Below are 1,404 nucleotides of genomic sequence, written 5' to 3'. Positions count from 1 at the left end.
CCCCCCAGGGCCAGGGGCAGAAGCCACAACACCACCAGCACCAGGCGCAGGGCCAGAGGCCGGGGGCTCTGCCGGGCCCGGCGGGCCGCGCTCAACTCCGCCCTCATGCCATCCTCCTCCCCCGAAGCCCCTCTGGGTTCAGGGCCAGCACCAGGGCCATCAGGGCGAATATGAGAAACATCGCCACCTGCGGCAGGAAAAGCCGGCCAAAGCCATCCACCAGACCCACCAGGATGGCTCCCCAGAAGGCCCCCTCGATGCGGCCCAGCCCCCCAATGACCACCACAATCAGGGCGAAGAGGGTCATCTGGGCGTCCAGTCCTGGGGCCAGGGCAATCATGGGCGCCCCCACCACCCCACCCAGGCCTGCCAGGGCAGTGCCGATGCCAAAGGTGAGCAGACTGACCTGGGCAGGCCGGATGCCCAGCGCGCTGGCCATGCCGGGGTCGGCGGTCACCGCCCGCACCTGCACGCCGAAGGGGGTGCGGGCCAGCAAAACCCGCACCAGCAGGAACAGGAGTACCCCGACCGCCAGCACGAACAGGGGGTACTTGGGGTAGATAAAGGAGCCCAGGAACAAGGGCCCGGCCAGGGCCTCGGGCGGCGGCACCGAGCGAATGGCGGCCCCGAAGGTAGCCCGCAATAGGTCGGCAATCACAAAGCCCAGCCCAATGGTGAGCAGCACCTGCTCGAGTTCCCGGCCGTGCAGGCCCCGCAGCAAGAACCGCTCCACCGCCACCCCCAGAAGGCCCACCAGAAGGGGCACCAGGAGGAGGGCCAGCCAGAAGTTGAGGGCGCCGCCCAGGGCCAGCCCCAGGTAGGCTCCCAGCATGTAAAAGGCTCCGTGGGCCAGGTTGACCACCCGGGCTACCCCAAAGATGAGCGAAAGGCCCAGGGCCAAGAGGAAGAGCAGCATGGCAAAAGCCAGGCTGTTGAGAAGCTGGGTCAGCAGCAGCAGGGTCATGGCTACTTGCCGGGGTCGCGGATGGTACCCAGGTCGGCCAGCAGGCGGTTGGTCAAAACCCCGTCTATGCGGGCTACTTCACGTGCGTAGACGTGCTGGGTGGCGTTGTTGGTCTCGGGGTCCATCTCCACAAAGCCCCGCGGACTGATGATTTTGGCACTTTCAAGGGCCCTGAGAAAGCGCGGGCGGTTGCTCACGTCGCCCTGCACAGCGTTGATGGCGTCCACAATGAACTGCATCGCGTCGTAGCCCCGCACGGCAAAGTGGTTGGGTACGGCGTTGTACTTCTGCCGGTAGGCCCGGATGAACTCCCGGTTGGCGCTGTTGCTCAGGGTGTAGACCCAGTGGTCGGCGCTCTTGGCCCCCAAAGCCGCATCTCCGATGGCCTCGAGCACGTTCTCATCGGTGACCTCCCCGCTCACTGCAAGCTGAACAGTGCG

2 protein-coding genes are annotated in these 1,404 nt (G+C 66.5%); both read right to left on the bottom strand.

Annotation, left to right across the window (positions count from 1 at the left end; all coding sequences use genetic code 11):
- Positions 1–103: 103 nt before the first annotated feature.
- Positions 104–964, bottom strand: a complete 861-nt coding sequence (locus tag NZN28_RS14430; protein ID WP_295399337.1) for a branched-chain amino acid ABC transporter permease — start codon at positions 962–964, stop codon at positions 104–106.
- A gap of 2 nt (positions 965–966) precedes the next feature.
- The coding region (locus NZN28_RS14425; protein WP_295399335.1) for an ABC transporter substrate-binding protein at positions 967–1,404 on the bottom strand (438 nt) is incomplete at its 5' end.

Source organism: Meiothermus sp. (assembly GCF_025056915.1).
Classification (GTDB): Bacteria; Deinococcota; Deinococci; order Deinococcales; family Thermaceae; genus Meiothermus.
The sequence above is the reverse complement of the archived record's forward strand: the minus strand, read 5'-3'. Positions and strand labels throughout refer to the sequence as shown.